We start from the raw sequence: 25,082 nt of genomic DNA on the forward strand, positions 1-25,082 counted from the left end.
TTACGGCGTAGATTTGTGTAACTTATATAACCATGCAACACTATAAAAACTTAGCGGATATGCACCGTGCCAACGGTTTCCCAATGCCGGAAAACCCGTTGTTTAGTCTATACAGGTGTACACACACCTGCAGCCTCGGCGACAGGGAGTTTACGTCAGATTTTTATATGATCGGGTTTAAGAAACTGAAGTCGGGCCAGATTATGTATGGCCGTACGGAGTACGACCACGATAACGGCAGCATGATGTTCATCAAACCACGCCAGGTTATTGAATTTCAGAGCGTGGAGTTTGAGGAAGATGCGTTCATCATATTTATACATGAGGATTTTTTGAATGGCCACATCCTGCATACCGAGATGAACAAATACGCTTTTTTTGATTACGAAGCCAACGAAGCCCTGCACCTTTCGCCATCCGAGGAGCAAATTATGTGGGACCTTTACCACAAGTTAGAAGCAGAATACCACAACAATACCGACGAGTACAGCCGCGATATTATGCTCACGCATATCGATTCGATGCTGAAATACTCGCAACGCTTTTATAAGCGCCAGTTTATAAACCGTACCCAGCTGTCGGGCAAAACGGTATCGAAATTTAATGATGCCCTGGCTGCTTATTTTGCCAATGGTTTACTGGTTACGCAGGGCTTACCCAGTGTAAATGTAATGGCATCGCAGCTAAACCTATCACCACGTTACCTGAGCGACATGCTTAAACAGGAAACCGGCAAAACCGCTATAGAACTGATCCATATTTATCTGGTTAATGAGGCCAAAAACCGCCTTAAAAGCGATGATCAGCGGGTTTCAGAAATAGCCTACGAGCTCGGTTTTGAAAACCTTCCCTATTTTTCGAGGCTTTTTAAAAAGGAAACAGGCTTAAGCCCCAATCAGTTTAAAAAGGGTTTGGTTAACTAATTTGGCAAACAGCTAACAGGCTCTCAAAATTCTTTTACAAATTACGGCTTCAATTTTTTGAAATTCTTATATTTTTATGCTTTGTAATGGAAGCGGTATGTTTTTTTAGGAACATTAAATGACTTCATCATAAAGCATCAAACATTAAAATATGGAAAAGAATAAGGCACCGCTGTTTACTTTTAGTATCATAGCGATTATTGTAGGTGTGGCATTGTATAAGCAATTCGATTTTGAAACTTTAAAATTTGAGAAAACCGGCTTGGCAATTGTTTACATGATTGTGTTTATAGCCTCCATTTATATTATAATAAAAGGCCTTAAAGAGAGGAAACACCAACAAGGGCCAAACAATTAAAACTTAACCAATAGTTTTTCAGAAACAAGCTTGCCATTCTTGTAGTATTCAAAAAACCAATCTTTGCCCTTTTTAAGTACGATACCGCTGGTATCTGCATTACTGGCTATATAATAGTTTTCTGCGGAGGTTTTCAGGAGGGTTAAAACTATTTTTTGGGTAGTATCAATTAATTGATAACCATTGGCAATTGCCCGGGCATCCAATGTCCCTGCCGGGCGGCTGGTTACCGTTTCGGTTGATTGTACCGGCGTTATTGGAGCTGCCGCCGATGGTTTTACAGATGCTTGCACGACTGGGGTTACCGCTGTTTCTTTTTCGGGCGTTGTTGCCGCTGTAACAGTTGGCTGCGCTGCCTCAGCAGCCGGCCCGCTATAGGTGTAGGTAACAGATGTAAAAGCATCTCTTAAAGCTATATTATAGGCTGTTTTATAATCCTTCTCGCGGCTTTTGCCGGCATTGCTTTTATAAACAACATTACCTTTGCAATCTTTTAGTACAAGTGTAATTTCGGTGGTGAGCATCCCGCTTTTTTCCAACAGGTCCGCGCTTAGCGTTTGGCATTTATTGTTGGCTACTTCAGATGGCATGTCGGCATTTTCAAGATAAACTGTAAATCCTTTATACTCCAAAAGTCCTTTGGTCAGGCTTTTTAGCATATCCTGATAAGCATCTTTAAACTGTGTAAATTTTTCGGGCACTACTACATATTTATAGTTATTAATGGTGCTTTGCGAGTAGCCTGACAAAGAGATAAATAACAACAGTAGTAAAACAGATCGTTTCATGTATTAAACCTATTAGATTATAAATTGGTAACAGACTTCATTGCATTAAAATTAGGGTTATTTCTGGAATGAATGACGAATTATATGATAAGACATGTGGAATGTAATCTTCGTCCTTGTTGATGGCTCACCAACAAGGACGAGAATTTACAATATTTATTTATTATTATATTTAACTGCCGAACCAACACTATGAGATATAAATACTTTTTTGTTTTACTGATAATTATTACAAGTCTTTCCGCTTTTCAATCGCCGGTAAAAAACACTTTACGTTTTAGATCTGCTACCGCGCATATTATCAAAGTATACAAAGGCCATATCTTTTACGACGAGAAGTTGATACATAACATTAAGTACTCAGATGACATCATTTACAAAAGTAAATACAACAGTTTAATTGAAGATCATGGCTCTGTATTCCTGTTTTTAGGAATGGCAGATAATCCCAATCGCGATAAATTAATCGTTTTTAGGATCACGCCAACAAAAGCTACACCGGGTAAAAATGCAATTCTATCAGAGATTAAAGATTATGACAAGGATGGATTTCTGGAATTTGGCGGACGGGATTTAACAGAGGCATACCCTACTCAAGATTCAATGTATTATATACCTACTGCGTATTACGAGATACGGAATGGAAAAATAAAGCCAGACAATACACTTGCTAAAAGTGAAGACATAAAACTAAACGGTTTATATCTTCCTCCTAATAAGCGACTTGATAAAGATGGCAATTGTTGCAAAGTTGTGCCCACACCTGTAAGAAAACGTAAGCTACCTGTTCAAAAACAATCAAACTTTATTCCTAAATCATTTAGGATATCGGATACGATAACTGTATTCGCTACCAAGTATGTTTTGGATAATAAAGATGAGATAACAAATGTGAATCATTCTAAAGATGGGTCATGGCTTTTTTATAGTAATAACAGAACTTATACACGGGAAACTGCTGCGAGAAAAGTTAAGTTATCGTCAATAGTCAAATTGGATAAATCAATATTATTACTATCACGAATGCCAAAAGGGTATGTGGCTACCAGGCAATCAAAAACTGCGTCATGGAGTTGGAGTAAGTTAAAAGATAAAGACTGAAAATAACACAGCTCTACCCCAACACCAACAACGCCGAATTAATAATATCGTCAAAAACCGCCCGCTCGGTTGTTGATTTCGCGGTTACCTGGATACCCTTCACCGTATTAAACAGGAACCGGGCCAGGGCGCGCGCGTTTTGTGTTTTGGCAATCTCGCCTCTCTCCTGCCCTTTTTCAATCACCCGGAAAAACGAATCTTCTACCGCCTGATCGTTCTTTTGGATCATCTCGCTCACTTCTTTATCATGCAGGGCCACCTCTACTTCCGCGTTTACGATGAAGCAGCCTTTCTGGCTTTTATCGTTCAGCAGGTTGCTAACAACAAAATCAAGCAGGGCTTTGATGGTTTCTTTCGCAGATGTATTGCCTTCAATGATCTGTACAAACTTACCGGTATTGGTGCACTGGTAGCTCTCCAGCGCTTTTATAAACAAGCTGTGTTTATCCCCATAGGTATCATATAAGCTGGATCGGCTGATGCCGAGCTCGTCTACAAGGTCCTGCATGGAGGTAGCATTATAACCCTTTAGCCAAAAAAGGTTAACCGCCTTAGCCAGCACTTCGTTTTCATCAAAATCTTTCGTTCTTGCCATAACAGGAATAGCTTTGCTTAAAATTAAGCAAAGCTATTCATTTAAATATATTTATTAAAAGCAGGTATTATCTTACACCGCCACCTGCAAGCAGGGTTTCGTTTGTTAACCAGCGCGAATCTTCTGAGGCCAGGAAAACTGCTATCAGCGCGATATCTTCCGGCTGACCGATCCTGCCCAATGGTGTGGTTTTAACAGCTTCGTGGTGGAAGTCGCTGCCGATAAAACCTGCAGCATGCGTACCTTCGGTTTCAACCATACCCGGGTTAATAGAGTTTACCCTGATGTTTTTAGGGCCAAGCTCTTTTGCCAATACGTGGGTAATAGCATCAACCGCGCCTTTGGTTGCGGTGTAAACAGCACTGCCTACCGGGGTAATAGCACTTACTACCGACCCTATATTGATGATACTGCCACCATTTGTGTTGAAGTTTGCTACGGCAGCTTGTGTGGTTAACAATAACCCAAGTACGTTGGTATCAAACTGTTTGTGAAAATGTTCTTCGGTTATCTGCTCTATCTGGCCAAACTCGTACACACCGGCGTTATTTACCAGGATATCTGTAGGGCCAAAAGCTTTGGTGGTTTCTTCAAACAAACGGGTAACATCGGCTTGTTTTGACACGCTGCCTTGTACCGCGATGGCTTTACCGCCTGCTGCTACAATCTCTTCAACTACCTTATCGGCACCTTCTTTTGATGACGAGTAATTTACTACTACCGATGCGCCTGCCGCTGCAAGGCTTTTTGCTATACCCGCGCCAATACCTTTAGAGGCGCCTGTTACTACTGCTACTTTGTTTTCTAATTTTTTCATTTTTGTGAGCAATTATTTATTAATTGGAATAATCGTTCCGCAAATATATAGCAATAACGGAACGAGCGTTCTGTTATTTTAAAATATCATTTTAGGATGACAAATTGGGTAAATTATGCGCTCTTAATAAATCCGGATTGAATGCCGGCTTTATTTTCATAATATTACTTAATAAGCATAGCTCCATGAATTTTATAGCCTACCAGCAAATCTTTCAGCAAATTTTAAATGATTTGCACCCACCAGCTCCTTACCAGGATCCCGACTATCTGAACTACACAAAGTTAAACTGGTCGCGGCAACAACGCTGGTTAAAAGCAGGCATACTGAATGAAGAACTGGGAACCATTATTGAAAGCATCAGAGAAATGCAGCGTTGGACAATTATCACCGAACCGTGGTGTGGCGATGCAGCACATATCATCCCATTTTTGCATAGGCTCTCAGAATTAAACCCATTGATTAAAGTTGATTATCAGCAAAGGGATAAAGAGCCGTTCCTGATAGAAGAGTACCTGACCAACGGAACTAAGTCGATCCCAAAACTTATTATTAGGGATACTAACAATAACGACCTTGCGGTTTGGGGCCCGCGGCCGGCAGAGTGCCAGGCTTTGTACATCCGATTATTAAATGACCATGTTGATATGGGGCAAAAAAAGATAGCGCTGCAGCAATGGTATAATGCAGATAAAGGTGTTACCCTGCAAAAAGAGTTGATTGCGCTTTTATCTCCTCTTAATTAAGTAGCAGCGTTGGTTTAATGTTTAATAAGCATATCAATCAAAACGCCCAGCAGCAAAGCAGCTACCGAAAATGTAAGTAGGCCCAGCAGGTAGGCAAAAAACGATTTTACGTAATCTGATACCTTTTTGCCGTTAAAAAACTGGGCGATAGCCCAGGTACAATAGGCCATGCAGATAATAGTTGCTATCTGCATCAGCTTGATCTTTAACAAAGCTTCAACAACAGCGAAAACGGAAAAGATGAGCATCTCCATGCCTATAACAAAGCATAGCAGAATTAATATCTCAAAAAAGTTATAGTTATATTTTCTAAAAAACAGCTTTAACCAAAAAGCGATAAATACCCCCATGATGATATTGGCATACCCATAATGGCTTTCTACCCAGTCGAAGATTTGGAATATGGCAGATTTTTTTGGACCTGTATAATTTATATACGCTTCTTCGACATGGAAAAAATGATTGATGGAGGAATAGATGAGCGAAGTAATAATGATAAAAACAATGGGCTTTACCAGGCGCTCGCGGTTATCGGTAATAAACTCCCTGATGCTTCTTCCCGGGTGGATCAGTAGTTCCTTAACCGTATATAAGATCCCTTTTTCGAAATGTAGCAGGTGCTGAATTTCGTGCGACACGTAATGCGCATCTACCCTTTTTAATGATCTGGCATGGCCGCAATTCGAACAATATTTATCTGTAACAGGGCTTGTGCAATTTTTGCAGGTAATAGTATCCAACACGTGTATATAGTATATTAATAAGGTTTTGACTTCGGTGCAAATGAGTTACAACTCAAAATCAAACCAAGATATGGATTATTCGGCTTTCCGGGAGAATATTTTCTGTTTTAACTACTCGCCAACTAAATAGGCTATTTTGATTTTGTTATCCTATTAGCTGTATTTTTCAGAATATTGATAGCTTTGGACATGAAAAGATCTGCCCTGCTTGTTGTATTCACACTTTTTTGTTCAGCTACATTTGCACAATCCTTAACATCTATGAAATGGTATAGTAAACCGGTTAAATCGGCCGTTGAAGGTAACACCTTAAAAATGACCGTTGACCCTGGCACCGATTACTGGCAGGTAACACATTATGGTTTTAAAAGAGATAACGGCCCATTCTATTATACAGAACAAGCAGGCAACTTTGAGGCAAGCGTAAAAATTACCGGTGCATACCAGGAACTGTTCCACCAGGCAGGCCTTATGGTACGTATAGATAATAAAAACTGGATAAAAACCGGTATTGAATATGTAGACGGGGTACAGAATGTAAGCGCGGTAGTTACACGCGAGGTGTCCGACTGGTCGGTAGTGCCAAGGCATGACAGCCCTAAATCTGTTTGGTTAAAGCTGCTGCGCAAAGGCGATTATGTTGAGATCAAATACTCTTTTGATGGTGTAAAATACGATATGCTACGCCTTGCTTACTTCCCGCCAAATGTAAAGGCAATGATAGGTATGGTAGCTGCCGCCCCGGGCAAACAGCCCTTTGATGTTACTTTTGAGGATTTTAAAGTACAGGAAGTAAAGTAACATTCACCGGCGATTATAAATCCCTACATTTGCACTTTATGAAGCACGAAGATATAATTACCGCATTACACAAAATAGCCACTACAGGCGCGGCGGGTAACCTTACTAAAGACGAACTGGCCAAGCTAAGATCATACACCCTGATAGATATTTTTAAACCGGATGGTAAAGGCAAAAAAGAAACTTACGGCCTAACCAAAAAAGGGCGTGTAATGCTAAAGGCTAATATAAAACCCGAAAAAACCGGGGAGACGGAAGACGAAGATTCAGAATAATCTTATCCCAAATAATCGGGCGGGAAAAGCTTTTGCCCGTGTTTTTCGGCAATTGCTATAAACTTCTTCAGGGTCTCTTCGTCCATAGGTTGCGGGGCAATAAACTCGCCTGCCTTTACCGGCTTGCCAATTTCCATAAACATTTCTTCGAGCCCGGCGGGTACAACAGTGCAAAGTAATTTGGCCAGGTTGGCCGACTTGTTTTTGAAACAGTGCACCATACCACCCAACGGGATATTTACAAAAGCGCCTTTTGTTGCCGTGAACGTTGTTTCTTCGGTTTTCACTTCCACCTCTCCTTCTATCACATAAAACGATTCCTGGAAACCAGCGTGTGCATGCGGCCCGGGCCCACCACCTGCAGGTACCGACATTTCTATCACCGCAAACGCCCCATTGGTTTGTTTGCCACTCACCAGTATGCGGTAAATACCGCCCGCTACAGATAGGTTATCACCATCCTGCGGGCCGGTTGCCACTAAAACGTTTTTTGAATTTTCCATATATTTAGCAACGTAAAATTACGGTAACTGTTCTATAAAAAACAATAATAAACTAACAGGCATATTTAATATATTGCATTACAGTTATCCCCAATTATGAAGCCAGCTAACAACACCTTATCGCGTAGAAAATTCATCACCGCTTCGGCTATATCAGCCGGGGGATTAGCTTTACTTTCCATCAAACCTGCGCTTGCTGATGGGTTATTATCAACCCAACAGCAATATACCGTTCAGCAGGTTATTGATCTGATCATGAAGGAGGGTAACCTCTCGCCTATCCCCAATACGGTTGATACGCTAAAATCAGGCTCGGCAGACCAGGTAGTTACCGGCATAGTTACTACCATGTTTGCCACTGTTGACGTAATAAAGCAGGCCGTGAAGCTGAATGCAAACTTTATTATTGCGCACGAACCCACCTTTTATAACCATACTGATAACCCCGATTGGGTGAAAGACAACGCCGTTGTTAAACAAAAACAGGCACTGCTCAAAAAACATAACATCACCGTATGGCGTTTTCATGATTATATCCACTCCCTAAAACCTGATGCTATAAGCTACGGAGCTGTAAAAAAACTAAACTGGTTGCCATATTTTAAAACTGATGAGGCAACCATCACCATCCCTGCTGTTACGTTACAGCAGCTGGTTCAGCATTTTAAAACATCGCTGGGGATAGCGCACCTGCGCATTATTGGCAACCCCGAACAAAAATGCAGTCGCGTTACGTTATTGCCTGGTGCATGGGGCGGCCAAAGGCAGGTTGGCTATGCCGAAAGCGATAAACCTGATGTATTAGTTGTTGGCGAGCTCTCTGAATGGGAAACCGCCGAATACATTCGTGACGCACGGGCAATGGGCTCTAACATGGCTTTAATAATATTGGGCCACGCTCTGAGTGAACAAGCCGGTATGGAATACTTTGTAGATTGGCTTCAACCAAAATTAAATGGCGTGAAGGTTAGTTATATCAGAACCAGCGATCCGTTTACATGGGTTTAAGTTACGGTATCTTTAAAAAATTAAATTCATTGCTTTTTGCAGCGATAATACATTATCTTGATAGCCTAAACTTTACACTCCTGCATCATGAACTTATCTGTAAACTCGGGGCAAAAACAGGGTTACACACTTGATACTATAGGCTACGAACAATGGCCTGCTATAACCATAAAATATGCTTTCAAAAATATAGGGCCAATCCCCTATTTACAGCTAAATTATAAATTTGATGCCGGTAGTTATCTGCCACAGGCAGATAAAGCGGATACCACATGGCAGCAAAAAACAACGGCCGACCTGGTTATTTTCAAGAACATCCTTTACCAGCTAAGTTGGCTGTATGCTACCGACGAAAAACCCGACGAGCAATTGCGCATAATCAAACACGCGGCTACAACCACCCTATGCCCTGCCGCCCCCATCAGCTTTGCCGAAGAAGATATTGTTAGTTTATCAAAGTTTATTAAATCTATCACCACCTGGCTGCAACGATTATTGGATGATACCTCCAAACAAAAACACGTTGCCCGCACACCTGTAATGAAACCTGTTTTATTACCAATAACAGGGGCATTAGAGGGAAATAATATTTTTGAAATTGGGGCTAGCTTAGTTATCAGCCGAATAGATGCCGATACCAGTTTGCAGGTAAGCCAGGCTACCAAATTTATACTGCCCGATATAAAAATGGGGGTATCGTTAAAAGCAGGGCAAAAAGCATTTGCTCAAAATTTTGAAACGACGTTTAAAACACTGGGCTCACAGTTAAAATTAGCTATTGGCCGTGGTGATTACAATAATGCAACCCAGCTATGGGCCGTACGCTGGGCAGATAGTGATACAGGCAACGGTGTTTCTTATAACCTAAGCCCGGATATAGCCACCTCATTTGCCCCGGCACCATTGTCAAAAAATCTTATCAGCGGCAATGTAAACGTATCGCCTTACACCAGCGGCCAGGGAATTGACTGGAATGCCCCCAAAACAGATCTTCAGTATCAAAATATAGATTTGGATGCATGGATGTCGATTTTCCTGAAAAGTGTTGACAGTGTTCTTTCTAAGCCAACGATGGATGCCGTACTAACCTGCGCAACGCTTAATACATTACAACACCCGGATGGCGTAAACCCGCTTCAGGATATCCTGGCAACAAAAACGGGCATTGCCGCAAAACTGGTTAAACTGCTTGCACCAGTAGTAATCGAACAAACATCAAATTTGGATAGTGCAGCCCAACATTTAACCGATCAGCTTAACTATAAACTGGCTAACTTTTATTCAGGTACTGCTATTGTTCAATTTAATGCTTCGGTATCTGCAAACAGCAGTTCCGAATTGGTTAACCTGTACGGTAAAATTGTGCCAGTATCGGCCACCAGGTCTGCATCATTCTCTGAAGCGCTGATACCAAACACAGCTACATCATCCGTTTCATTTACCGTAAAAGCCACTAACGCAAGGCTGCAAAGCTATTTACCCATCAGTGTTAACTATCAGCCTACAGGGCTCGATTATAAATTTGATGAGGGCGTTATTATTCCGTTGAGCTTTATTATCCCGCCGACGGCTAATTCAACAATACTTTCTGCCAATGTACCGCTGGTTTTGCGGGCGTATCCTCAGGCACTGTCCATTGTTGATCAGACTAACGAGAAAACATATGCGGATAATGCCGTTACCATTCAAAATGTAAAATTTTACGATTATATTTATCAATACATCCAACCCGCCATAGCACAGGATATTGTAGAAACCCAACTTATTATTAACAATGCTGACTTACCGGCTGTTTCCGGTTACAGCGAGCCGAACAATCTGTTTGAAAATCTGGCACAATTTTTAAGCGTTTATCCGCAGATAAGTGCAGACCTGAAAGCATCGTTACCGCTTATTAATAATGCTACAACGGTTGATAGTAACGCTTATAAAGTAGCCTTACCGGCATTAATTGCGCTATCGGAGTTAATAAATAATGTAAAAGGCGCCTTAAGCAGTACAAATGCGACATTAAGGGCCGATCAGTTAAACCAAAGCCCTACAGCCAATTATAGTTTTACGCTTAAACAAGGGCCAGTAAAACCGCTTACTGATAACCGCTTGCTTATACAGGTTACCGCCAATAAAGGGCAGTCAACACAATTAACCCTGCCCTTGCTGTTAATAGATGGTTACGATGCCATTTTGTTTGATACAGTTGAAAATGATGCAAGCATTTCCAAAAGTTACACGTACGTTTCTGCTGCAAAGGAACCATTACTGTTCAACAGTCAACTAGCGCAACTTTCGCCGCTAATAAAAATCTCATCACTTGATATTTTAAGTGATGAGAATATAACCCTTCTGGTAAATGAAACCCGTAATAAAAACCTGCTGCCAAACCCCAAAGGCGGGCACTACACTACGGATGAGCGCTTTATATACACCATCCCTCAAAATAGCGGCATACCAACATTTATGCCCGGTTTATTTTGGAATGGTGTTGAACTTGACCTGCAAAGCATAAATCCTAAACCGGCTAAAGCCAATTTAAAGGATTGCTTACAATTATTGTTTAGTAGTACTAACGGTGTAACTCACGATACAGCAATTAAGGTAAGCTATGAGTATAAAATTGGCGAGGGTAGCTTTTCGCCAAGTGTATCTTTGCCAGTATTATTAATGCCCCCAATATTAATTGGCAGCGCAAATAAAGGCGATGTTGCACAAGATCTATATAACGGTATCAAAAACTGGCTTGATACCGCAAGCCCTGAAGATATTGAACCAAGGCTGTATTTTGAGATGGATATATTTACATCGCTCAAAGATTCGAACATACCTCTACTAACTGTAGACAGGCTGTACTTTAATTTAAGCGATGTAAATTAAAATGGGTATCTATTAATAAACCGCGTCGGGCGCGTTATAGTCGAAAATAAAATCAACTATTTTTTTCAACTCAGGCATTTTTAGTTTAGTGCCTTTGTATTCCCATTTCTCTTTTTCTTTGTCTATGCTTATCTCGCCCAAAAAATTCGGGTCGTTGCTGTCTGTAGGTTCATTCGGAACATCCTTGTGGTAAAGCTTATTCAGGAATTTTGCGGTAAATATTTTGTATGCGCCGCTTCCCCATACACCTCTTTCAGTAACAATTTCAACGTGCTTCTCGGTTTCGTTTTCTGTACCAACTTTTAAGATCACCATATTGCTTTAAGATTATATTGTTATGACAAAAATACGTGTAAGTTGTTTGATTAATTGTTAACTTTTCAATAACATAATATTATATTAATACAGGGGTAAAATTAACTAAAAATTGAAAAACAGGGCAATCAGGCCCAATAAAAATGTATAATTTGGTATATTTGATCCCCTTAATTACTGGCGCTAAACAAACTATATAATTGAAATTGAGTTTGCATATACCTATGTATTTTTATAGAAGTATTGCTGTTATCATACTTTTAGCTACTGCCCCGCAAACGTTATGCGCCGCTCAACCACCTGCGGATACAATTGAATATTATAACAAATTGGTTTCCCGTTACCGGTACAACAAGCCCGACTCAGCTGTTTACTTTGCCAATATTGGGCTTACCCTTGCCAAACAATTAAAAAACGTACCGGGCCAGGCCCTGATGCTTAATCAGTTGGGGATGATAGATGATAATTTAGGGCAGTATGATGACTCGCGAAAAAAATACCTGAAATCACTTGAACTTTATAAACAGGCCGGCCATACAAAAGGCATGGCTACAGAAAACATCCGGCTGGGTGTGGTTGAGTTGCGCAAGGGCCAGTACGATAAAGCCATTGATTACTTTTTAAAGTCGCTTGATTTAAGCCAGCACAACGGCAACCTGCTTGGCCAAATGGAGAGCTATATTACCCTGGGCGAAGCTTTTGCCGGCCAAAAGAAATATTCCGAAGCCATTGGCTATTACCGCACTGCCGAAAAAATAAATAACCGTATCCCCTTTTCAAACCTGTCGCTCAACCTTTTTAATGATATCAGCATAGCTTATCGCGAAACAGGTAAGTTTGCCGAGGCTAAACCCTATTTATTAAAAGGCATTGAACTAAGTAATGTACCTCAATACCAGGGGCTAAATATTACCTTAACCAATACGCTTGCATCTGTATATGCTAAAGAAGGTGATATCAAAACATCTATCGAACTGCAAAAATCGGCGCTTGAGAAAGCCCGGAAGATAAACAACTACATTCGCCAGATACAAACCCTAACCGGCCTGGCAACCACTTATGGCAAGGCCGACCCGGGCAATTCCTTATTCTACTGGAAACAGGCCCTGCAATTATCTGAAAGTAAGAACGCCTATAAAGAACAAATAGATGAGCTGAACGCTATTGCCGATATTTATGAACATCAGCAGGATTATAAAGCGGCTTACAACGCGCGTAAAAAGCAATACCAATTGGCTGATGAGTTCTTCTACAAGAAAATGTCAAAACAGATAGTAAGCCTGCAGGATGCTTTTGAGCTAAACCAGTCAAAGGCCCGTGTGCAGGAATTACGTTTTGCAAATAACAAACAGGTGCTTGAGCGAAAGGTTACCTTAATAATACTGGCTGGGGTTATCATCATCCTTATTATATTGGCTTTTTATTATTTCAAAACGCGCCACCTAAACCATTTGCTTCACAAAACAAATACCGACCTGCAGGAATCAAATACGGTTAAGGATAAGCTATTTTCAGTACTCGGGCATGATTTACGTTCGCCTTTTATATCGGTACTTAACCTGTTACAGATCATTGATGACGACCTGGAACCAGAACAACGTAAAGAGATACTGCAACGCCTTGAAATAAATACAACGGCATCTTTAGAAACACTTGATAGTTTACTTAGGTGGGGCCAAATGCAAATAAAAGGTATTCCCCTAAACCAAACAGCCCTGCAAGTAAACCCGTTAGTACAACGTGCGGTGATCTTTCTTTCGGGAGTTGCCGATACCAAAGGCATCAGGATAATTAATGCGGTAGCTGCTGATACAGTAGTTATAGCTGATGCCGACCATTTTGAATTTATTATCCGTAATTTATTATCTAATGCTATAAAATTCAGTAAACCGGGCGGAGAGGTTTTGATAAATACGGCAATCAGTGATACTGAGGTAGCCATTACAGTAAATGACAGTGGGATTGGTATAGAGCCCAACAAGTTAAAAAATTTGTTTAACCGTGGTACAGAAAGTACGCGTGGCACAGGCAACGAAGCCGGTACCGGCCTTGGGTTGTTGTTATGTAAGGAGTTTATAGAAATAAACGGCGGCAGCATAACTACCGAAAGCAAACCCGGTGTAGGCTCCGCATTTACTATAAAGCTAAAAAAGGCCTGATAGGTTATTCGGGCTTTTTCGCTTCTTCATCATCCACTTCGCGTTCAACCACCAGGCTGCATTCGCCCACAAATATGGCCAATGCGCCAATTGCTGCCAATACCGGTGCTACAACTGCAGCCACCACCCCAATAGTTAACGGAAAATGAGCCAACGTTTTTCCGTATTTATCATTAATACTGATGCTGGTAATGTTGCCCTCTTCAATAAGCTCTTTAACTTTATTGACCAGGTTTTTACCGTGCAGGCTAAAAGTTTCTTTTGTTGTCATATAGGTTAGATATTAAATCCTCCCTAAAGTTACAATGATTTTTGCATGGCCACGGCAGTATCCGGGCAAACATGCGTAAATTCTGATGCCGCCTTTACTTCTTCCGGGATATCCATACGGGCAATGTGCTCATATCCTTTATGCTCAAAGTAATCTTTAGCGGTTTCGGTAAGCAAATAAATTGCCCCTAGCCCTTGCTCTGTAGCCAGCGTTTCTATTCTTTTAAGCAACGCGGCGCCAATACCTTTGTTATTTAAACCGCTATTAACTGCCAACGAACGTAATAAACCATAATTACCATAAATTTCTAAACCCACAACTCCTGTTATGGCGTTATTATCTATCGCTACAAAAAAGTTGTTAAGCAATCCGGGTAAATCAACTGTCGGTAATTTCAGAGCAGCTAATAGCTCAATTACTTCATCTCTGTAAAGCTCCGCGGGTTTTATTTCGATATTCATACGTAGTTTATAGATATAAGCAGATACGTTTTAGATTGTTTTGTATTAACCAGGCTTTGCAGGTTAAAGGCCCCGAATAACGCTATCAGGCTACGCTTAGCAAAGGCAATTCTATCACATAGGTTACACCTTTGCCTGGCATGGTATCAATATCCAGGCTGCCGCCAATATAGGCAATACGCGATTCAATATTTTTGAGCCCCAGGCCTTTACTGGTTTTAAACAGCATTTCCTTATCAAAACCAATACCATCATCTACTATCATCAGGGTTAGTTCGGTATCATGGTTCACCAGTTCGATATGGATATTTTTTGCCCTGGCGTGTTTAAACACGTTTGATATGATCTCCTGAACGCTGCGGTAAAGCATAAGCGTAGTTGTTTTATCAATGGCAATTACATCAGTATTTACCCATTCGGTATAAATATTAACCAGTTCCTTATTGTTTAGCCTGCATATAAACTCTTCAATTGCCTCCCGCAGGTTTTTGTTAAGGATATATGGCGGCATCATACTGTGCGAAAGGTCGCGCACTTCTTTTATCGAATCGTCCAGCATTTGCAGGGCGGCATTATCATCTGCATCATTAATTCCATCCAGTTGTGCAAACTCCAGCTGCCGGCGTGCGCTGCAAAGTAACTGGCCAATACCATCGTGCAGTTCGCGGGCAAGGCGCTGGCGTTCGTTCTCCTCGGCATCCATAATGCCCCGGGCGCGCAGGTGTTCTTCTTCCAGCATCGCTTCGCGGAAACGTGCCTGTTGCTTAACCCTGTACCTGTTGTAAACAAGGTAAAATATAATGGCTGTAAAAACGATAGTTGCAATTAAGGCATATATACCTATCTGGTTGCGGCTAAGCTCGGCCTGCTGCTCTTTTGACTGCGCCGTGAGCAGTTTGTTTTGTTGTTCTTTTTTAACGGTTTCGTACCTGGTTTGCAGCTCTTCAATATCCTTATTGTGTTTGGCATCCATCGCCTTTTCTTTCAGTTCAAGGTGCTGCTTTTGGTATCCATACGCCTGTTTAAATAAACCCTGTGCGGCGTAAGTTTGCCCAAGTATTTCGTAACCGTACAACTCAAGTTCGGTATATTTTAACGCCTTTGCCCCGCTAACCGTTTGCAGAAAATTTTGGGTGGCTTCTTTAAACCGGTTTTGTTTAAGGTATATTTCGCCCATATTGGTAATGGCCAGCACCTCGCCTATTTTATCGCCTACGCCTGCCCGTAGCTGTTTGCTTTCGCCAAGTGCCCTTAACGCGGCGTCCAGCTCATTTTTCCCAGACAGCGCCGAGGCCTGGTAATCGAGCGCGTATGACATGCCCAGCTTATCGTTTATGTTTTTATACAGCCCATAACTGTTTTTAAAATATACAATGGCACTATCAAGTTTTTCAATATCCAAAAACATCAATCCACGGTTGTTTACGGCGGTTGGCAATTGCCTTTTATTGTTTATGGCAGCTGCATATTGTATGGCTTTTTTACTTACCTCATCTGCCTCTTTAAACTTTTTAACGCGCAGGTAAAAAATGGTCATATCAGAATACAGCTCGGCCAGGCCGCTGGTATCTTTTACGCTGGTATAAAGGCGTTCAGATTCAAAGTACCAGCGCAGGCACTCATCATACTTGCCAGACAGGTAATTACCCAGGCCACGTACAAACGCGCCTTCGGCCTCAAGCTTAGTTTGCTTATCCGCCTTTGCTTTTTCGTAGGCTTTTGTTGAATAAGCAATAACTTTAGCGAAATCTTTGGTTTTATTATACCGGGCCGAATCAAGTAATTGCCTGGTAGTTTGTGCTGATGTGTTAAGGCTGCTAAATGCAATAAACAGTACGGTTAAGGGGATACGGTACATGATATGGTTTTAATTATTACCCTGAATGTAGATACTATTGCTTCGCCATAACTGATTTATTATCAAAATACTACATATGTAGTATGCCAAAACCCGGTTATTGATCTTTTTAAGAACTTGTTACCCTTTTGGGTTGTATAATATTATATATCTTACCCGTATGAAAATTTTTCAGCAAACGCTTGATCTTCCCCAAAAACGCCGTGGCTTCCATATCATCACCTATGAGGTTATAGAAGCAATGCCACAACTCCACGACATTAAAACAGGCATTTGCCAGGTATTTATACAACATACATCGGCATCGTTAAGCATCAATGAAAATGCCGACCCAACCGTAAGGCAGGATTTTGAAATGTACTTTAACAAAGCTGTACCCGAGAACGACCCCGACTACCGCCATGATGACGAAGGCCCCGACGATATGCCCGCGCACCTCAAGGCGGCCATGCTGGGTTGCTCGGTAACCATCCCCATCCGCAACGGCCGGCTGGCCCTGGGGACCTGGCAAGGCATCTATTTATGCGAACACCGTAACCATGGTGGCACAAGGCGATTAATAATTACTGCCTGGGGGGAGTAATGTCATCCTGAGCCTATTCGGAAGAATGTCGTTAATTACCTCTTTTATGGCGCAATAGCACCGCACATGTTGGCTACATTTTGCGACCTTTATACCAACCAATATTGATTATTATGGAACTGATAGAGATCATAAATACCGCCAAACAATTAAACGTTTACGAGGCCCGGATGGAAAACTCCACCATCAGGATGTCGTGCATTAACGGGTTAACAATGGATGATGTATCGGCCACAAACGTTAAAATATCTGATGCCAATTTAAGCGACCTGGAAATTAATGGCGCGCAAATGGGTGGTGCGTATATCCACAATATAGGTATGCCACCTAAAGGACATCCTTATTATGACGCCAACGCCATGCATCGCCCGCTTAAGTTTGACAACTGCGATTTAAACGACAGTACCATAACCGACTGCAATTTAAACGGTGTAAACATCAGCAATTGTAACCTTACCGGCATGAGTATTAACGGTATTTTGGTGGAGGATCTGTTGCAGGCGTATAAGGATAAGTAACCTTTTTGGTGATACTGCAACTCGTGCCGCATCCATTCGCCGGCAAACCTATGCGTTCGTTACGAGACAAAATGGAACGAAATGGAACAGCCTGTAATTTATAAATACCTATAAATCAAATATTTATTAAAAAAACCTATTTTCTTTTTATTGATATTGCGAAGCCGGAAAAGGTCGAATCAAGGTCGAAAAAAGGCGAAAGAAAGTCGTTTTTTTGTGGATTTTGCCCGTTAATTTTTTTGTCCCATTTCCAAAAAGTGGAACAAAAATCATATTCTTATAATATACTGATATATAGATTTTTATAGCAAAAAAGACAAAGTAACACTTTAGATATGGCGGCAAAATAAAAACATTAATACATTAACTATCAACATGTTCCGTTTGTCCCACTTGTTCCATTTCTCAGTGGAACAGGACGCTACTCCACATGCTTCCTGATCTTTATAAACACCAGTTTACTTGTTGGGCAGTTACTCTTATCGGCCACACTGTTTATAGGCACTAAAACGTTTCCTTCGGGATAATAGGTTGCCGTGTTTCGTTCGGGGATATTATAAGGAACGATGATAAACAGCCGGGCAACGCGTTCTATGCCATCAAAGTAATTAAACAGATCAACCTTATCGCCCTGCATAAAACCGGCTTTGGCAATATCTTTAGGGTTCATGAATATCACCCTGCGTTCGTTATGGATGCCACGGTACCTGTCGTCCATACCGTAAATGGTTGTGTTAAACTGATCGTGGCTGCGGATGGTGGTCATCATATATTCATCATCGGCTATTTTATGCTCAGGCAACTGTGTAATGGTGAAAGGGGCTTTGTCCTTAAACTTTTCTGTTTCAAACTTACCTTCACGTGCCCCATTCGGCAGGTAAAAGCCTCCCGGCAGGCGCACACGCTGATTATAGTTCTCAAAACCGGGTATCACCTTGCCTATATCATCACGTACGGCATCATAACTATTGGCAAACTTGTCCCAATCAATAACTGTGCGGTTAGCCAATGTTGCTTTAGCCAGTTCGCAAACTATTTGTGTTTCGTTCAGTAGATCTTTTGATACCGGCTCCAGGATACCTTTCGACATTTGCACCACCCCCATCGAGTTTTCACAGCTAATGAACTGGTCTTCGCCGTTTATTACATCCTTATCGCTGCGGGCAAGTGTAGGCAGGATGATCGCTTCCTCGCCATGCACCAAATGGCTGCGGTTTAATTTGGTGGATACATGCACGCTCAGTTCCAGCTTGCGCATAGCATCGGCGGTATAGGTAGTATCCGGCGTAGCCGAAAGGAAATTGCCGCCCATGGCAAAAAACACTTTCAGCTTACCCTCTTGCATAGCTTTGATAGATTCTACTACGTCAAAACCGTTTTGTTGCGGCGGGCTAAAGCCGTATAGTTCTTTTAGTTTATCTAAATGTTTCTTTTTGGGTTTATCCCATATCATCATGGTGCGGTTACCCTGCACATTACTATGGCCGCGTACAGGGAATAATCCCGCCCCTGCTTTGCCTATACTGCCTTTAAGCAGGGTAAGGTTCACAATTTCTTTAACCGTGTCTACGCCATTCTTATGCTGCGTAACACCCATGGCCCAGCAAATTATAATTTTACTTTTGTGTTTTAACAGATTGGCTGCTTCCTTTACCTGCTCAACCGGTACACCGGCAGCTGCGCATAAGGCGTCTACATTAAAGTGTTTTACACGCTCTATAAACTCAGTATACCCAACGGTGCTTTTCTCAATAAATTCTTTATCGAATACCTTACCCGGCTCTTGCTGCTCTGCATCGTATAAAAGCCTTTGCAGGGCTTTAAGTAAGGCCATATCACCGTTTATTTGTACCTGCAGGTATAAGTCGGCCAGTTGGGTGGTAATACCCATAATACCTTTAACCGTTTGCGGGTTTTTAAAGCCCATCAGCCCGGCCTCATGCAGCGGGTTTACGGCGATGATCTTTGAGCCTTTATTTTTCGCTTTCTCCAAAGCGGTAAGCATCCTGGGGTGGTTGGTGCCGGGGTTTTGCCCCATAATGATGATCACATCCGTATCGTAAAAATCATACAGGGTAACGGTGCCTTTGCCTATGCCTATAGCCTCGGCAAGCCCCACACTGGTAGATTCATGGCACATATTAGAGCAATCGGGCATGTTATTGGTGCCAAATTCACGCACAAAAAGCTGGTAAACAAACGATGCCTCGTTACTGGTACGGCCCGATGTGTAAAATGCGGCCTCATTCGGCGAATTGAGGCTGTTTAGCTTATCGCCAATTTTATGAAAAGCATCATCCCAACTGATGGGCTGATAATGCGTACCGCCTTTTGGCAGATACATTGGCTGCGCGATACGCCCTTTTTTACCAATTTCCATATCATCCAGTTTAGCCAGGTCGGCAACAGAATTTTGGGCGAAAAACTCAGGGGCTAGCTTTTTGGTGGTGGCTTCTTCCGCCAATGCTTTGGCCCCGTTCTCACAATACTCAGCTACCGGCGAACGGTCATCGTCAGGGTCAGGCCAGGCACAACTTGAGCAATCGAATCCACCCTTTTGGTTCATTTTAAACAATGCGCCGGGGCCGCGTACAACGCCGGTTTCTTCAAAAACATCTGCCAACGCTGCCGCTACCGCAGGTATACCGGCAGCCCATTCTTTGGGTTTGGTAACCTTTAAATTATGTAATTCTTCAGGATTTTCGGCGGCGGGTTGCTCCTTAGTTTCTTTGCTCATAATTATTAGCTAAAGGGTTTGGATAATTATCGCTCTGGTCTTCATCTACCTCATCCAAACAGGTAAAATCTTTCTCGACCAGTAAATGCAGTTCATCTGTTTTGCGTTCAAAACCAACCTGGTCGCTGCCGGTCCATTCATCGGCCATACTTTCGGGTACCAGCATAGTAATAATGTTATTTTTAAATGATGCTGATAATTCGGCTTCTACAGTTCGTTGCAGAATGTAGGTGAGCGCATCATCGCCGATTTGTACCTTCTCTTTAAAAAGACCATCCCGGGCAAATGCCTCTACCTCGCTACGGGTAAGGCGGTATCGTAGTCCGTTATTTTTGATACGAATTTTCATAACTGGGTATTAAAATGCGCTGTGGCGCTGTATAAATATTGAACCGCTGCCCGCGCAAAAAGCCGACCAGCGTAATGTTAAACTCTTGTGCCAGTTGCACCGCCAGACTTGATGGCGCACCTACCGCGGCAATAATATTGATGCCTGCCATTGCGGCTTTTTGCACCAGCTCAAAACTGGCGCGGCCGCTTAATAACAATACCGTTTTATCTAGGGGCAGGCTATATTGTTTAATGGCAGCACCGATCAGTTTATCCAAAGCATTATGCCGACCCACATCCTCGCGGACTAACAGCAAATCACCATCTGTAGTAAATAAAGCTGATGCATGCAAGCCTCCGGTATCAGCAAATACCTTTTGATGCTGGCGTAATTTGTCGGGCAGGGTAGTTATAATTTCAGTTGATATAAAATTATTATCTACCTGTCCATCAATATAATTACTAACAGTACGTATAGCGTTTATTGAACCTTTACCGCAAACCCCGCAGCTGGATGTTGTGTAGAAATTGCGTTCGGTATTTTGCAGGTGCGGGATTACGTTTTCGGCAAGACTAACTTGTATCACATTCTCGCGGTTATCGGCGCAGGCTATAAAGCAATGTTCGGTTGCACGGATATCTGAGGCATTTTTGATGATGCCTTCGGTAAATAAAAAGCCTGTGGCCAGCTCTGCATCATTACCGGGCGTGCGCATGGTGACGGAAATATTCTGCACTTTGCGCTCCCCTGCCGGGCCGTGCTCTAAACGGATCTCTAAAGGTTCTTCAATAGCGATAGCGTCGGATAGGTCTTCACTTATGCCATCAGTTATTCGGGTAACCTGTATTTGCTGAACAGCGTTATTGGCCATAATCAAATATACAATTTGGCAGTAAATATTGTTCTTGTTTTAACACAACCATAGCATGATAATTTATGTTATGATTAAGATTGTTGCATATTTGTAACAGGGATAAATTATGGAGATCAATATACTGGCATTCGGCATTGCCAAAGACATATTCGGGGTATCGACGATAACAGTTGAGCTAACTGACGCTGCAACAACTGCCGATATGAAAGCCCTGCTTGAAGAAAGATATCCCAAACTAAAGCAACTAGCCAGCTATATGGTAGCCGTGAATAACGAATATGCTGAAGACAAACTTATTATTACCGAACGTGATGAAGTGGCGATAATCCCACCTGTTAGTGGAGGATAAGATGCAAACCCAGATAGAAATACATACCGAATCTTTAAACATACAGCAATGCATTGATTGGGTGATGTCGCCCGACTCCGGCGGGATTGATGTTTTTATAGGCACCGTACGCAATGCCACCAAAGGCAAAACTGTACTAAAACTTGATTTTGAGGCCTATAACAAAATGGCTATCAATGAAATAAATAAAATAACTGAACAAGTATTTAAACAATGGCCGGTACAGAAAGTGCTGGTGCATCACCGTAGCGGTACGCTGCAGGTTGGTGAGATCCCTGTTATTATAGCCGTATCTGCCGCCCATCGCGACGCTGCTTTTGAGGCTTGCCGATACATCATAGACACCCTGAAACAAACCGTACCTATCTGGAAAAAAGAATTTTTTGAAGATGGAGAAGTTTGGGTAGCCGCGCATCCGTGACCGGGATTTATACGATTAAGCGGATTGAGCGATTTTGATTGTAGTGATGATTATGCAAATCAAAATCCTATCAATCGTAAAAATCTGCTTAATCCCGGTTCCAGGAACCTAACCCGCCTTCCAAAGAATACGCCTTAATACCCGGCAATTTCTGTTGAAGTAGTTTTACAGCTTCCCCGCTCCTTTTGCCTGATGAACAATAGAATACATAGGTTTTACCGGGCTTAAACTCATCAAGGTTATCTTCTACCTCGTCCAACTCAAAGTGCATTCCGCCTATGTCAAATTCATCACGCTCCTGGTCGGTGCGTACGTCTACGAGTTCTAATGTATGAGTTGCCAACCCCTCTTTTGTTGCTTTGGCGGTAATGGTAGGAATTTGTGTAGTTTGCTGCAAGGCGGTAATTTTAGTTTTAGTTGATATCCCTAATTTGATCACCATGCTTTGCATGGTTTGGGCGTCGAACAGTAACACTTTACCAATAAGAGGCTCACCGGTATTCGTAATTAGCTTTATAACCTCATTAGCCTGCATACAACCAATAATTCCGGCCAGCGTAGGTATCACACCGCCCACCGAGCAATTAGGCACCTGTGTGGCATCTACCTGTGGATACAGGTCGCGGTAATTAGGTGAATAGCTCCCATCCTCATTTGATATATTCCATACGGCAACTTGCCCTTCAAATTGGTAAATAGCCCCGTACACTACGGGCTTGCCGGTTAGCACAGCAGCATCGTTCAGTAAATAACGGGTTTCAAAATTGTCGGTACCGTCAACAATAACATCATAGGCATCAATTATTTGCAGTACGTTGGCTGAAGTTATTTTGTCTGTTATCGGCAATAAGGTAATATCCGGATTTTGATCTTGTAACCGCTTACACGCCACCTCTGCTTTTAGCTGCCCTGCATCTGTTGGATTGTATAACACCTGCCTGTGCAGGTTACTTATCGAAACCGTATCAAAATCTGCAATAGCCAGCGTACCCACACCGCTTGATGCCAGGTACTGCGCGGCTGGGCAACCCAAACCGCCTGCACCCACTACCAGTACCTTTGCCTGTTTTAAAAGTTGCTGCGCCGTTTCACCGAAACCGGGCAGCGCTACCTGGCAACTATATCGCAACAGATCAGGATGCATCATTAGTCGCAATTTTTTGATGAAGGATGCGCTTTATCCTCTCCAGTTCTTCGGGTGTGTTTATATTGGACAAAGCATCAGGGTCAGGCGATTGCAACACGGCAACATCGCTGTTTATAAGCACCTTACGCGGGCAGGAATACCCCTGCGCTAAATATTGAAGTAAAACAGGATAACTTTTTGGTTCATAAATAGTTATCAACGGTTCAGGAAAGTCTTTATAATCACTTTTATAAGCCGTAGCAATAGTGGCTGTATTGCGGTTATCCACCAAATGCTGTATCACATCAGCATCTACTAAAGGCAGGTCGCAGGCTATAACCAGCCATGCCGCATCCGGCTGCTCGCGAAAAGCAGAGAGGATGGCGCCAAAGGGGCCAAGACCGGTAAAGGTATCGGGCAGACTTGAATAATCGGCACTTATCGTCTTTTGCTGCTCCTCATCCCGGCAGGAAATATAAACCTGGTGGCAATACTTTTTCAGCAGATCGGCCATATAATAACGCTGTTCTTTACCGTACCAGTTTACCTCGCCTTTATCAAAACCCATACGCGTGCTTTTACCGCCGGCCAATACCAATCCGTTTAAAACGGGTTTGGCTTGCTGTAATTTGGTTTGAAAGAATTCGATGATCTGCCGGGTGTCGTTATTTAAACTCAGCACCGGGATCTGCTCCCAATTAGGGATGGCTTCCTGTATATAATCAAACACGCCCTCGGCATTGTCGGCAAAAAGGAAAAGCTGCACATTGGTCAATTGTTCGAGCCTGCGCTGCAGAGATGCTTTTTTGTTACTGTCGATAATAACCACCTGCGCTTTTGCTGGCTGATGGTTTCCATTAACCAATACCAGATCCATGGCCGAGAATAGCTCGCGTTGTGTAAATGGCGTTAAGCCCGACTTATAATTCAGCTGACTATGATTAAGCTGATCTGTATACTCTAACGCTGCGCCACTGGCCAGTTTGCCGGGCATGCCAACTATATCATCATTATGCGAAGTATCTGCATAAGCGCATTGGTATTGGGGCGATAAAGCTGTGATCACCTGGTCGGCCAGGAACTTGATCACTGTACATGGCCCGCCAAGTATAGCCCATTCATTCCGGGCGAAGTTACCCATGGCGGGGCGGGCAATATTGGTGTGCTTTTTATGCTCGTTTAAAGTCACGCTTACCTCCTGTTTTTGAGATCAGTTTGGTTTCCTTTATCACAATATCATGGCTCATGGCCTTGCACATATCGTACACGGTTAGGGCCGCTATTGATGCGCCAACCAATGCTTCCATTTCAATGCCTGTTTTGGCTGTGATACTTGCCGTGCATTCAATAATTACTTCATTATTATTAGATAACTCAATAGTAACCTTGCAGTTATCCATGCCAAGCGGATGGCAAAGCGGTATCAGGTCGCCGGTTTTTTTGGCGGCCATAATACCGGCGATAACAGCCGTTTGAAACACCGACCCTTTTTTAGTTTGCAGATCGCCACCAACCAAATGCGCCAATACTTCATCAGGCAACACCACAAT

The 25,082-nt window shown here is 42.4% G+C and carries 28 protein-coding genes; 13 read left to right on the top strand and 15 right to left on the bottom strand.

Features of this window, described 5'->3' with window-relative positions:
- Positions 1 to 32: 32 nt before the first annotated feature.
- Positions 33 to 923, top strand: a complete 891-nt coding sequence (locus tag WC615_RS07425) for a helix-turn-helix domain-containing protein (protein ID WP_372977475.1) — start codon at positions 33 to 35, stop codon at positions 921 to 923.
- A gap of 151 nt (positions 924 to 1,074) precedes the next feature.
- Positions 1,075 to 1,281 carry a hypothetical protein gene (locus tag WC615_RS07430; protein WP_372977476.1) on the top strand — a complete coding sequence of 69 codons (207 nt, stop codon included), beginning with the start codon at positions 1,075 to 1,077 and terminating at the stop codon, positions 1,279 to 1,281.
- Here WC615_RS07430 and WC615_RS07435 read toward each other — a convergent pair.
- Positions 1,278 to 2,069, bottom strand: coding sequence for a hypothetical protein (locus WC615_RS07435; RefSeq protein ID WP_372977477.1), 792 nt, complete (start codon positions 2,067 to 2,069; stop codon positions 1,278 to 1,280). The genes WC615_RS07430 and WC615_RS07435 overlap by 4 nt on opposite strands.
- Before the next feature lie 192 nt (positions 2,070 to 2,261).
- Here WC615_RS07435 and WC615_RS07440 point away from each other — a divergent pair, with 192 nt between their 5' ends.
- Positions 2,262 to 3,170, top strand: a complete 909-nt coding sequence (locus tag WC615_RS07440; RefSeq protein ID WP_372977478.1) for a hypothetical protein — start codon at positions 2,262 to 2,264, stop codon at positions 3,168 to 3,170.
- A gap of 13 nt (positions 3,171 to 3,183) precedes the next feature.
- Here WC615_RS07440 and WC615_RS07445 read toward each other — a convergent pair whose 3' ends face one another.
- Together WC615_RS07445 and WC615_RS07450 are read right to left on the bottom strand one after the other, a co-directional pair.
- A complete protein-coding gene (locus WC615_RS07445; protein ID WP_372977479.1) occupies positions 3,184 to 3,765 on the bottom strand; it encodes a TetR/AcrR family transcriptional regulator in 582 nt (193 codons plus the stop codon).
- A gap of 67 nt (positions 3,766 to 3,832) precedes the next feature.
- Positions 3,833 to 4,582 (bottom strand): SDR family NAD(P)-dependent oxidoreductase, encoded by a 750-nt coding sequence (locus tag WC615_RS07450; protein WP_372977480.1) that lies wholly within the window; start codon positions 4,580 to 4,582, stop codon positions 3,833 to 3,835.
- A 185-nt stretch (positions 4,583 to 4,767) separates the two neighbouring features.
- On the opposite strand from WC615_RS07450, the gene WC615_RS07455 reads away from it, so the two are divergent.
- Positions 4,768 to 5,328 carry a thioredoxin family protein gene (locus tag WC615_RS07455; RefSeq protein ID WP_372977481.1) on the top strand — a complete coding sequence of 187 codons (561 nt, stop codon included), beginning with the start codon at positions 4,768 to 4,770 and terminating at the stop codon, positions 5,326 to 5,328.
- 14 nt (positions 5,329 to 5,342) lie between these two features.
- On the opposite strand, the gene WC615_RS07460 is transcribed toward WC615_RS07455, so the two are convergent.
- Positions 5,343 to 6,068: a DUF3667 domain-containing protein gene (locus WC615_RS07460; RefSeq protein WP_372977482.1), complete on the bottom strand. Its 726-nt coding sequence runs from the start codon at positions 6,066 to 6,068 to the stop codon at positions 5,343 to 5,345.
- Between the two features lie 264 nt (positions 6,069 to 6,332).
- On the opposite strand from WC615_RS07460, the gene WC615_RS07465 reads away from it, so the two are divergent.
- Together WC615_RS07465 and WC615_RS07470 are read left to right on the top strand one after the other, a co-directional pair.
- On the top strand, positions 6,333 to 6,872 hold the full coding sequence (locus tag WC615_RS07465; protein ID WP_372977483.1) for a DUF1349 domain-containing protein: 540 nt from the start codon (positions 6,333 to 6,335) through the stop codon (positions 6,870 to 6,872).
- A 38-nt stretch (positions 6,873 to 6,910) separates the two neighbouring features.
- On the top strand, positions 6,911 to 7,147 hold the full coding sequence (locus WC615_RS07470; RefSeq protein WP_372977484.1) for a hypothetical protein: 237 nt from the start codon (positions 6,911 to 6,913) through the stop codon (positions 7,145 to 7,147).
- Between the two features lie 2 nt (positions 7,148 to 7,149).
- On the opposite strand, the gene WC615_RS07475 is transcribed toward WC615_RS07470, so the two are convergent.
- Positions 7,150 to 7,650: a cupin domain-containing protein gene (locus tag WC615_RS07475; RefSeq protein WP_372977485.1), complete on the bottom strand. Its 501-nt coding sequence runs from the start codon at positions 7,648 to 7,650 to the stop codon at positions 7,150 to 7,152.
- A gap of 96 nt (positions 7,651 to 7,746) precedes the next feature.
- On the opposite strand from WC615_RS07475, the gene WC615_RS07480 reads away from it, so the two are divergent.
- A complete protein-coding gene (locus WC615_RS07480) occupies positions 7,747 to 8,658 on the top strand; it encodes a Nif3-like dinuclear metal center hexameric protein (RefSeq protein ID WP_372977486.1) in 912 nt (303 codons plus the stop codon).
- Between the two features lie 87 nt (positions 8,659 to 8,745).
- Positions 8,746 to 11,529 (top strand): hypothetical protein, encoded by a 2,784-nt coding sequence (locus WC615_RS07485; protein WP_372977487.1) that lies wholly within the window; start codon positions 8,746 to 8,748, stop codon positions 11,527 to 11,529.
- Positions 11,530 to 11,541: 12 nt separating this feature from the next.
- Here WC615_RS07485 and WC615_RS07490 read toward each other — a convergent pair whose 3' ends face one another.
- Complete coding sequence (locus tag WC615_RS07490) at positions 11,542 to 11,844, bottom strand: hypothetical protein (protein ID WP_372977488.1); 303 nt, start codon at positions 11,842 to 11,844, stop codon at positions 11,542 to 11,544.
- 224 nt (positions 11,845 to 12,068) lie between these two features.
- On the opposite strand from WC615_RS07490, the gene WC615_RS07495 reads away from it, so the two are divergent.
- Positions 12,069 to 14,003 (top strand): tetratricopeptide repeat protein, encoded by a 1,935-nt coding sequence (locus WC615_RS07495; protein ID WP_372977489.1) that lies wholly within the window; start codon positions 12,069 to 12,071, stop codon positions 14,001 to 14,003.
- Positions 14,004 to 14,007: 4 nt separating this feature from the next.
- Here WC615_RS07495 and WC615_RS07500 read toward each other — a convergent pair whose 3' ends face one another.
- The 3 genes from WC615_RS07500 to WC615_RS07510 all read right to left on the bottom strand — a co-directional run bounded on the left by WC615_RS07500 (position 14,008) and on the right by WC615_RS07510 (position 16,593).
- Positions 14,008 to 14,274, bottom strand: coding sequence for a DUF4342 domain-containing protein (locus WC615_RS07500; protein ID WP_191177268.1), 267 nt, complete (start codon positions 14,272 to 14,274; stop codon positions 14,008 to 14,010).
- 29 nt (positions 14,275 to 14,303) lie between these two features.
- The gene (arsN2, locus tag WC615_RS07505) at positions 14,304 to 14,735 is read right to left on the bottom strand and encodes an arsenic resistance N-acetyltransferase ArsN2 (protein WP_372977490.1); all 432 of its coding nucleotides are present in this window, start codon (positions 14,733 to 14,735) and stop codon (positions 14,304 to 14,306) included.
- A gap of 85 nt (positions 14,736 to 14,820) precedes the next feature.
- Positions 14,821 to 16,593: an ATP-binding protein gene (locus tag WC615_RS07510; RefSeq protein WP_372977491.1), complete on the bottom strand. Its 1,773-nt coding sequence runs from the start codon at positions 16,591 to 16,593 to the stop codon at positions 14,821 to 14,823.
- A gap of 160 nt (positions 16,594 to 16,753) precedes the next feature.
- On the opposite strand from WC615_RS07510, the gene WC615_RS07515 reads away from it, so the two are divergent.
- Both WC615_RS07515 and WC615_RS07520 read left to right on the top strand, forming a co-directional pair.
- Positions 16,754 to 17,176, top strand: coding sequence for a secondary thiamine-phosphate synthase enzyme YjbQ (locus tag WC615_RS07515; RefSeq protein ID WP_372977492.1), 423 nt, complete (start codon positions 16,754 to 16,756; stop codon positions 17,174 to 17,176).
- Between the two features lie 113 nt (positions 17,177 to 17,289).
- Positions 17,290 to 17,694, top strand: a complete 405-nt coding sequence (locus WC615_RS07520) for a pentapeptide repeat-containing protein (protein ID WP_372977493.1) — start codon at positions 17,290 to 17,292, stop codon at positions 17,692 to 17,694.
- Positions 17,695 to 18,115: 421 nt separating this feature from the next.
- On the opposite strand, the gene WC615_RS07525 is transcribed toward WC615_RS07520, so the two are convergent.
- Genes WC615_RS07525 through fdhD form a run of 3 tightly spaced genes read right to left on the bottom strand, consistent with a single transcriptional unit; the run spans position 18,116 to position 21,633 of the window.
- Positions 18,116 to 20,431: an FdhF/YdeP family oxidoreductase gene (locus WC615_RS07525; protein ID WP_372977494.1), complete on the bottom strand. Its 2,316-nt coding sequence runs from the start codon at positions 20,429 to 20,431 to the stop codon at positions 18,116 to 18,118.
- The gene (locus tag WC615_RS07530; protein WP_372977495.1) at positions 20,415 to 20,780 is read right to left on the bottom strand and encodes a hypothetical protein; all 366 of its coding nucleotides are present in this window, start codon (positions 20,778 to 20,780) and stop codon (positions 20,415 to 20,417) included. The genes WC615_RS07525 and WC615_RS07530 overlap by 17 nt, the downstream gene beginning before the upstream one ends.
- A complete protein-coding gene (fdhD, locus tag WC615_RS07535) occupies positions 20,758 to 21,633 on the bottom strand; it encodes a formate dehydrogenase accessory sulfurtransferase FdhD (protein ID WP_372977496.1) in 876 nt (291 codons plus the stop codon). Before fdhD ends, WC615_RS07530 begins: the two co-directional genes overlap by 23 nt.
- A gap of 109 nt (positions 21,634 to 21,742) precedes the next feature.
- On the opposite strand from fdhD, the gene moaD reads away from it, so the two are divergent.
- Together moaD and WC615_RS07545 are read left to right on the top strand one after the other, a co-directional pair.
- The gene (gene moaD, locus WC615_RS07540; protein WP_372977497.1) at positions 21,743 to 21,985 is read left to right on the top strand and encodes a molybdopterin converting factor subunit 1; all 243 of its coding nucleotides are present in this window, start codon (positions 21,743 to 21,745) and stop codon (positions 21,983 to 21,985) included.
- Positions 21,975 to 22,406, top strand: coding sequence for a molybdenum cofactor biosynthesis protein MoaE (locus tag WC615_RS07545; protein ID WP_372977498.1), 432 nt, complete (start codon positions 21,975 to 21,977; stop codon positions 22,404 to 22,406). Before moaD ends, WC615_RS07545 begins: the two co-directional genes overlap by 11 nt.
- Positions 22,407 to 22,494: 88 nt before the next feature.
- Here WC615_RS07545 and WC615_RS07550 read toward each other — a convergent pair whose 3' ends face one another.
- The 3 genes from WC615_RS07550 to WC615_RS07560 all read right to left on the bottom strand — a co-directional run.
- Positions 22,495 to 23,553: a ThiF family adenylyltransferase gene (locus WC615_RS07550; RefSeq protein ID WP_372977499.1), complete on the bottom strand. Its 1,059-nt coding sequence runs from the start codon at positions 23,551 to 23,553 to the stop codon at positions 22,495 to 22,497.
- Complete coding sequence (locus WC615_RS07555) at positions 23,540 to 24,721, bottom strand: NTP transferase domain-containing protein (RefSeq protein ID WP_372977500.1); 1,182 nt, start codon at positions 24,719 to 24,721, stop codon at positions 23,540 to 23,542. The genes WC615_RS07550 and WC615_RS07555 overlap by 14 nt, the downstream gene beginning before the upstream one ends.
- On the bottom strand, positions 24,702 to 25,082 hold a 381-nt coding region (locus tag WC615_RS07560), incomplete at its 5' end, for a cyclic pyranopterin monophosphate synthase MoaC (RefSeq protein WP_372977501.1). The genes WC615_RS07560 and WC615_RS07555, both read right to left, overlap by 20 nt.

It is taken from the genome of Mucilaginibacter sp. (assembly GCF_041663085.1).
Classification (GTDB): domain Bacteria; phylum Bacteroidota; class Bacteroidia; order Sphingobacteriales; family Sphingobacteriaceae; genus Mucilaginibacter.